General features: G+C 71.3%; 7 protein-coding genes and 1 pseudogene. 2 read left to right on the plus strand and 6 right to left on the minus strand.

From position 1 onward, the window contains the following. Positions 1-851 (plus strand): annotated as a pseudogene (locus D455_RS30850) (acyl-CoA dehydrogenase family protein); the annotation flags it as partial. 114 nt (positions 852-965) lie between these two features. Beyond that, positions 966-1,433, plus strand: a complete 468-nt coding sequence (locus tag D455_RS0117510) for a nitroreductase/quinone reductase family protein (protein ID WP_017572011.1) — start codon at positions 966-968, stop codon at positions 1,431-1,433. A gap of 54 nt (positions 1,434-1,487) precedes the next feature. Here the strand turns inward: D455_RS0117510 and D455_RS0117515 are convergent, their stop codons facing one another. The 6 genes from D455_RS0117515 to D455_RS0117540 all read right to left on the minus strand — a co-directional run. Beyond that, entirely contained in the window at positions 1,488-3,665 is a 2,178-nt protein-coding gene (locus D455_RS0117515; RefSeq protein ID WP_017572012.1) for a RelA/SpoT family protein, read from the minus strand. A gap of 589 nt (positions 3,666-4,254) precedes the next feature. After that, complete coding sequence (locus D455_RS0117520) at positions 4,255-4,809, minus strand: adenine phosphoribosyltransferase (RefSeq protein ID WP_017572013.1); 555 nt, start codon at positions 4,807-4,809, stop codon at positions 4,255-4,257. Between the two features lie 116 nt (positions 4,810-4,925). Next, a complete protein-coding gene (yajC, locus tag D455_RS0117525) occupies positions 4,926-5,291 on the minus strand; it encodes a preprotein translocase subunit YajC (RefSeq protein ID WP_026122721.1) in 366 nt (121 codons plus the stop codon). A gap of 320 nt (positions 5,292-5,611) precedes the next feature. Beyond that, the gene (gene ruvB, locus D455_RS0117530) at positions 5,612-6,676 is read right to left on the minus strand and encodes a Holliday junction branch migration DNA helicase RuvB (RefSeq protein WP_051064656.1); all 1,065 of its coding nucleotides are present in this window, start codon (positions 6,674-6,676) and stop codon (positions 5,612-5,614) included. 96 nt (positions 6,677-6,772) lie between these two features. Continuing rightward, positions 6,773-7,393 (minus strand): Holliday junction branch migration protein RuvA, encoded by a 621-nt coding sequence (gene ruvA, locus D455_RS0117535; RefSeq protein WP_017572016.1) that lies wholly within the window; start codon positions 7,391-7,393, stop codon positions 6,773-6,775. A gap of 53 nt (positions 7,394-7,446) precedes the next feature. Next, a partial coding sequence (locus D455_RS0117540; protein WP_017572017.1) for a crossover junction endodeoxyribonuclease RuvC occupies positions 7,447-7,878 on the minus strand: 432 nt, incomplete at its 5' end.

Genomic DNA, 7,878 nt, shown 5'->3' on the forward strand with positions numbered 1-7,878 from the left:
GGTCTGCGCAGCTTCGTGTCGGTGCAGGGTTCGCTGGCGATGGCGGCCATCCACAAGTTCGGCTCCGAGGAGCACAGGAACGCGNCCTGACCGAGCCCGACTCCGGCTCCGACCCGGGGTCGATGCGCACCCGCGCCCGCAGGGACGGGTCGGACTGGGTGCTCAACGGCACCAAGATGTGGATCACCAACGGTTCGGTCGCCGACGTGGCCGTGGTGTGGGCCGCCACCGACGAGGGCGTCCGCGGGTTCGTGGTGCCCACCGACACGCCCGGGTTCTCGGCCAACGTCGTCCACCGCAAGTTGTCGCTGCGCGCGTCCATCACCTCCGAACTGGTGCTGGAGGACGTGCGGCTGCCCGCCGACGCGCTGCTGCCGGGGTCCCGGGGGCTGGGGTCGCCGCTGTCGTGCCTGAACGAGGCCCGCTACGGCATCGTGTGGGGCGCGGCCGGTGCCGCGCGGGCCTGCTACGAGGCGGCCCTGGAGTACGCGCTGAGCCGCGAGCAGTTCGGCCAGCCGATCGCCGGGTTCCAGCTGACCCAGCGCAAGCTCGCCGACATGGTGGCGGACGTCAACCAGGCGGCCATGACCGCACTGCGGATCGGACGCCTGAAGGACGAGGGGAAGTGCCACCACAACCACGTGAGCTTCGGGAAGTTCACGTGCGTGGCCGCCGCCCAGCGGGTGGCCGGCGCCGCGCGCTCGGTGCACGGCGCCAACGGCATCACCCTGGAGTACCCGGTGATGCGGCACATGGTGAACCTGGAGACGGTCGCCACCTACGAGGGCACCGAGGAGATCCACGCGCTCAGCATCGGCCAGGCCGTGACGGGGATCGCCGCGTTCCGGTAGGCGGCGACCGGGGCGGAGCGACGGGAACTCGTCGCGGGATGTCGGCCTCCCCCGGTGCCGTCGGGCGCGCGCAACCACCACAATGGGGAGCATCCGAGCGAGGGAGTTGCCGAGATGGGGAACGAGCCGACGAAGCGGTTCGAGATGACGCGGCTGCGGCGGACCGCCAACGCCTTCGTCAGCGGCTTCGTCAAGTACGGGGTGTGCCTGCCCGAGTTGCACCTGCTCACCACGCGTGGGCGCAAGTCGGGCTTCCTGCGCACCATCCCGCTCAGCGTGCTGGACAGCGACCGGGGCCGGTTCCTGGTCTCCCCCTACGGGGAGGTCGACTGGGTGCGCAACCTGCGCAAGGACGGCTTCGCGACGCTGCGCCAGGGCGGCTGGATCGAACTGGTCAGCGTGCGCGAGCTGGGCCCCGAGGAGGCCGCTCCGCTGTTGAAGGAGTACCTGGACCACCCGCGCGCCGCCGTGGTGGGGCTGTACTTCGAGGCACCGCCGGACGCCCCCGAGGAGGCGTTCGCGGCCGAGGCCGACAGGCACCCGGTGTTCGAGATCGTGCGGTCGACGACGATCCGCATCTGACCGGGGCCGTGTGCCCCGGGTGCCCGGCGAGGCACCTGGGGCCCCGCCCGGGGCTCAGTTGCGGACGCGGAAGACGTCGTAGACGCCGTCCACGCCCCGCACCGCGCGCAGCACGCTGCCCAGGTGGGCGGGGTCGGCCATCTCGAAGGTGAAACGGCTCTGCGCCACGCGGTCGCGGCTGGTCTGGACGGTCGCGGACAGGATGTTCACGTGCTGGTCCGACAGGACGCGGGTGATGTCCGACAGCAGCCGGGACCGGTCCAGGGCCTCCACGTGCAGCGCCACCAGGAACATGGAGTCCTCGGTGGGCGACCACTCCACCTTGACCATGCGGTCGGTGTCCAGGGTCTGGGCGTTCACGCAGTCCCTGCGGTGCACCGACACCCCGTTGCCCCGCGTCACGAAGCCGACGATCTCGTCGCCCGGCACCGGCGTACAGCACTTGGACAGGCGCGCCCACACGTCCCCGTCGCCCTCCACGACCACTCCCGGGTTGCCGTGCTGGCGCTGGCGGGTCGCCGCCTTGGTGGGCAGGGCCGATTCGGCGATGTCCTCGGTGTGGCTCTCCAGTCCGCCCATGGAGTCGACGAGCTTGCCGACCACGTGCTGGGCGCTGACCTGGCGCTCGCCGACGGCCGCGTACAGCGAGTCCACGTCCGGGTAGCGCAGGTCGCTGGCCAGGCCGATGATCGCCTCTCCGCTGAACAGGCGCTTGACCGGCAGCTCCTGCTTGCGCATGACCTTGGCGATCTCGTCCTTACCCAGTTCTATGGCGGCCTCGCGGCGCTCCTTGGTGAACCAGTGCCGGATCTTGTTGCGGGCGCGGGCGCTCCTGACGAAGTTCAGCCAGTCGCGGCTGGGACCGGCGTCGGGCGTCTTGGAGGTGAGGATCTCCACCGTCTCGCCGTTGTGCAGCTCGTTCTCCAGCGGCACCAGGCGTCCGTTGATGCGGGCGCCCACGGTGCGGTGGCCGACCTCGGTGTGCACGGCGTAGGCGAAGTCCACGGCGGTGGCGCCCTGCGGCAGGGAGATGACGTCGCCCTGGGGCGTGAAGACGAACACCTCCTGCACCGACAGGTCGAAGCGCAGCGACTCCAGGAACTCGCCCGGGTCCTTGGTCTCCTGCTGCCAGTCGATGAGCTGGCGCAGCCACTGCATGTCGGAGCTGCCCCTGGGCTTGCTCTCGCCCCCGCTGCCGCGGTCCTCCTTGTACTTCCAGTGCGCGGCGATGCCGTACTCGGCGCGCCGGTGCATCGCCCGGGTGCGGATCTGGAGCTCGACCGGGTTGCCCGAGGGCCCTATGACCGTCGTGTGCAGCGACTGGTACATGTTGAACTTGGGCATCGCGATGTAGTCCTTGAACCGCCCCGGCACGGGGTTCCACCGCGCGTGGATGGTACCCAGGGCCGCGTAGCAGTCGCGGACGCTGTCCACCAGGACCCGCACGGCGATGAGGTCGTAGATCTCGTCGAAGCCGCAGTTGCGGGCGATCATCTTCTGGTAGATCGAGTAGTAGTGCTTGGGACGCCCGCGCACGGTGGCCTTGAGCTTGGACTCGCGCAGGTCCGCCGACACCGCCTCGATGACCTCCTGGAGGTAGACGTCGCGGCGCGGGGCGCGCTCGGACACCAGGCGGGCGATCTCGTCGAAGCGTTTGGGGTAGAGGGTGGCGAAGGCCAGGTCCTCCAGCTCCCACTTGATGGTGTTCATGCCCAGCCGGTGGGCGAGTGGAGCGAAGATCTCCAGGGTTTCACGTGCCTTCTTCTCCCGTTTGGCCCGGGAGGGTAGATAGCGCAGGGTACGCATGTTGTGCAGGCGGTCGCACAGCTTGATGACCAGTACCCGGATGTCGCGGGCCATGGCCACGACCATCTTGCGCACGGTCTCGGCCTGGGTGGCCTCCCCGTACTTGACCTTGTCGAGTTTGGTGACGCCGTCGACCAGCTCGGCGATCTCGTCGCCGAAGTCGGCGCGCAGCTCGTTCAGGGAGTACTCGGTGTCCTCGACGGTGTCGTGCAGCAGGGCGGCGGCCAGGGTGGCCTCCTGCATGCCCAGCTCGGCGAGGATCGTGGCGACGGCGAGCGGGTGGGTGATGTAGGGGTCACCGCTCTTGCGTTTCTGGTCGCGGTGGTGGTGGGCGGCGACCTCGTAGGCACGCTCGATCAGCCGCACGTCCACCTTGGGATGGGTGGCGCGCACGGTCTTGATCAGTGGTTCGAGGACCGGGTTCATCGTCACTCCCCGCTGGGCGCCGAGTCGGGCGAGCCTTCTGCGTACTCGCACCGTGGAGGGCGTGGTGGAGGGGGCCGGCTGCCGCGTGGCTCCCGCTCCGGAGACGTCGGAGGGCGCCGCCTGTACCGCGGCGCCCTCCGGGCGGTCTCCCTGTGGTCTCGTGGTCGCGTCCGGCGCACCGGTGCCGTCCGCGTGCCCTCCCGGCATGGCCGGCCGCGGTTCCTGGGAGGCGTCCCGACGCGTCGCGCTCGCCGTCACCGCCCCGGTCGAAACCACTTCGTTTGGCATGCCTACCTCCCGCGGATCCGCCCGGGTCGCCCGGGCGCCGTCGGCGCCGCCCGGCTCCACCGGTGCACGTGCGTGTCATCAGGGCCAGTCGTGACGTGACCGCCGCGGTACCTCTCCCACCAGTCTAGTGGGACCGCCCCCGTGAGGAGCGGCCTCGGCGTTCCCGCTCCCGCCGCACCGGTCGGCGGGTGTGACGCAGGCCACCGGGAGATCACTCCCGGTGGTGGAGTACGTCAACGATGACGAGCCGTCGTGAATTCCCCCGTGGGAGGGGCGTCGGCTACGGCGCGGGGCGGCCGGATCAGACCGTGAGGAGGGTGTGCAGCTCCACGTCGGGCACCTTGTCCCGCCCCCGGAGCGCGGAGAGCTCCATCAGGACGGAGAATCCCACGACCGTACCACCAGCCTTGCGGACCAGGTCCACCGCGGCCCTGCCGGTGCCGCCGGTCGCGAGCACGTCGTCGACGATGAGCACACGGCTGCCCGGGGTGACCGCGTCGGCGTGGATCTCGACGGTCGCGGTGCCGTACTCCAGATCATAGGCCTGACCGATGGTCTCCGAGGGCAGTTTCCCGGCTTTGCGCGCGGGAACGAACCCCGCGCCCAGGGCCATGGCGACCGGCGTGCCGAAGATGAACCCGCGCGCCTCCAGACCGACCACGTGGTCCACGCCGGTGCCGCGGAAGGGCGCGGCGAGGCCGTCCACGGCGGCGGCGAGGGCCTGCCGGTGGTTGAGCAGCGGCGTGATGTCCTTGAACAGGACCCCGGGCTGCGGGAAGTCGGGGATGTCGCGGATGTGCGCCTGGATGAGTTCCGGGTTCGGGAGGGGTTCCGCGATCACGGTGTCGTCGGGCATGTGCGCTGGGCCTTCTGCTGGTGGTACGTCGGGTACGGGGGCCGGGTCGGGGGTCCGGACACGGCGGTACCGGCTCCCGGACGNGCCGAAGGAGGAACCGCTCGGAGAGGCGCCGCCTACTCCTTGGGCTTGTCGTCGTCGCCGAAGTCGGGACGGTCCTCCACCGGGGTGTCGTCGGCGGCCGGGGTCACGACCTCGCCGACACCGGCCTTGAGCATGCGGATGCGGGTTCCGGGCGCGATCTCCAGCAGGACGTCCTGCTCGTGGATCTCCACGACGGTGGCGAAGATACCGGCCTTGGTCATCACCTCGACACCGGGCACCAGGGAGTTGTGCATCTTCGTCTCCTGCTGGCGGCGCTTCTGGGCCGGGCGCCAGAACAGCAGCCAGAACACCAGAAGGATCAGCAGGAACGGGAACAGCATGCCGAGGAGCCCGCCGGTGGGCTCTCCTTCGGCAGCGAGGTGGTAAAGGCCCTGCACGGGGGCGTCCTTCCTGACGTTTCGTCGTGTGGCCGACGGCTGTCGGCTCGGACACCGCGACGGCCACCTTCTTCGCATTCGGCCCGAACCGTGTGGTCCGAACCGCATCCGGCACGTACAACGCGCCAGGTGGCCAACTCGTTCCACCGGTGTCGAACGACACGTACGGAGCCTTGCCCCGTATCGGCTGGTTCGTCCAGCTTACGTGGCGTGGGTCACCGACATCCCACCGACGGAGATCGGAGTGCTAACGGTTCGCCCCGGCCCTCGCACCTGGAACCCATTGTGCCCGGACCGGTCGCCCGTGTCAGACACACTGGTCAGGGACTCGCCGTACCGCCGTTACCGGAGTTGCCGTTGGGAGTGGAGTTCCCCGTGGTGCCGTTGCCGCCGTTGACCGCCGCCGCGCCGAAGGCCGCGTCCGGCGGCGGTGTGAGGCCCATGTGCGACCAGGCCTGCGGGGTGGCCACCCGGCCGCGGGGGGTGCGGGCCAGGAAACCGGACCGGACCAGGAAGGGCTCGGCGACGACCTCCACGGTCTCGGCCTCCTCCCCCACCGACACCGCCAGCGTGGACAGGCCGACGGGTCCGCCGCGGAACCGGTTCATGAGCACGTCCAGGATGGCGCGGTCCAGCCGGTCCAGGCCCAGTTCGTCCACCTCGTAGAGTTCGAGCGCGGCGCGGGCGGTGGCCAGCGACAACCTGCCGTCGCCGCGCACCTCGGCGTAGTCGCGCACCCGGCGCAGCAGCCGGTTGGCGATCCGGGGCGTGCCGCGCGAGCGCCCGGCGATCTCCCCGGCGGCGTCCTCGCCCAGGGGCGCGCCGAGCAGACCCGCCGAGCGGTGCAGGATGAGCTCCAGCTCCGCGGGGGTGTAGAAGTCCATGTGCGCCGTGAACCCGAAGCGGTCGCGCAGGGGCGCGGGGAGCATGCCCGCCCGGGTGGTGGCCCCGACCAGGGTGAACGGCGCGATGTCCAGCGGGATGGCGGTGGCGCCGGGGCCCTTGCCGACCACGACGTCGACCCGGAAGTCCTCCATCGCGACGTAGAGCATCTCCTCGGCGGGTCGGGCCATGCGGTGGATCTCGTCCAGGAAGAGCACCTCGCCCTCCTGGAGGGTGGAGAGCACGGCGGCCAGGTCACCGGAGCGTTCGATGGCCGGGCCCGAGGTGATGCGCAGCGGGGCGTTGAGTTCGGCGGCGATGATCATGGCCAGGGTGGTCTTGCCCAGGCCGGGGCCGCCGGACATGAGGATGTGGTCGGGGGCCCGGTTGCGGCGGCGGGCGCTGTCCAGTACCAGGGAGAGCTGTTCGCGTACGCGCTCCTGGCCGACGAACTCGTCCAGCGCGCGGGGGCGCAGGGCACCCTCGACCTGGTGGTCGTCCATGCTGGCGTCGGGCGAGACCGCGTCGCGCTCGTAGGGCGCGTCCCCGTCGGGAGCGGGTCCGGGTCCTCCGGGGGATTCGTACAAGGGAGACTCCTCCTAGGCGCGGCTGAGCCTGCGCAGGGCGCTGCGCAGCAGGGCGGCGACGTCGTCGGTGTGCTCGGCTTCGGAGGCCACGGAGGAGGCCGCGGCCTCGGCGTCCTTGGCCGACCAGCCGAGGTTGACCAGGCCGGAGACCACCTGTCCGCGCCAGGCGCCGTTGGCCTCGCCCCGGGGCGAGGCGGCCTCGGTTCCGGGCGGGGCGCCGTCGGTGGGCACGGGGGCGTCGAGCTTGCCGCGCAGTTCCAGGACGATGCGCTGGGCGCCCTTCTTGCCGATGCCGGGGACGCGGGTGAGGGCCGCGGTGTCCTCGGTGGACACGGCGTGGCGCAGGCTGGAGGGGCTGTGGATCGAGAGCATGGCCAGGGCCAGGCGCGGGCCGACGCCGGAGGCGGTCTGGAGCTGCTCGAACAGGTGCTTCTCGTCGTCGTCGGCGAACCCGAACAGGGTCAGGGACTCCTCGCGGACGACGAGGCTGGTCGCGACGGTTCCGGTCTCGCCCACGTGCAGGTGCGACAGGGCGGAGGGCGTGCACTGCACGGTCATGCCGACCCCGCCGACGTCGATCACGGCGCTGCCCGCGCCGCGTGCGGCCACCCGGCCGGTGAGGAACGCGATCATCTGGTGTGGGCACCGGGGACGGTGCCCTTCTCCTTCCCTTCCTGGGGCGGGCGCTACCGGCCTCGGATACGGCGGGCCAGTTCCACCTTGCGGGCGAAGTCCTGTTGGGCCTGGGCGACGCGGGCCTGGGCCCCGCCGCGCCAGATGTGGCAGATGGCCAGCGCGACGGCGTCGGCCGCGTCGGCGGGCTTGGGGGGTCCGTCGAGTCCGAGGATACGCGCCACCATGGTGCCGACCTGCGCCTTGTCGGCGCGGCCGCTGCCGGTGATGGCGGCCTTGGCCTCGCTGGGGGTGTGCAGGGCCACGGGCAGGCCTCGGCGGGCGGCGCAGACCAGGGCGATGCCGCTGGCCTGGGCGGTGCCCATGACGGTGCTGAGGTTGTGCTGGGCGAAGACGCGCTCGACGGCGACGGCGTCGGGGCGGTAGCGGTCCAACCACTCCTCGATACCGCGCTCGATGCCGACGAGCCGCTGGGGCAGGGCGGG

Origin of the sequence: Nocardiopsis halotolerans DSM 44410, from assembly GCF_000341065.1 — a bacterium.
Lineage (GTDB): Bacteria > Actinomycetota > Actinomycetes > Streptosporangiales > Streptosporangiaceae > Nocardiopsis > Nocardiopsis halotolerans.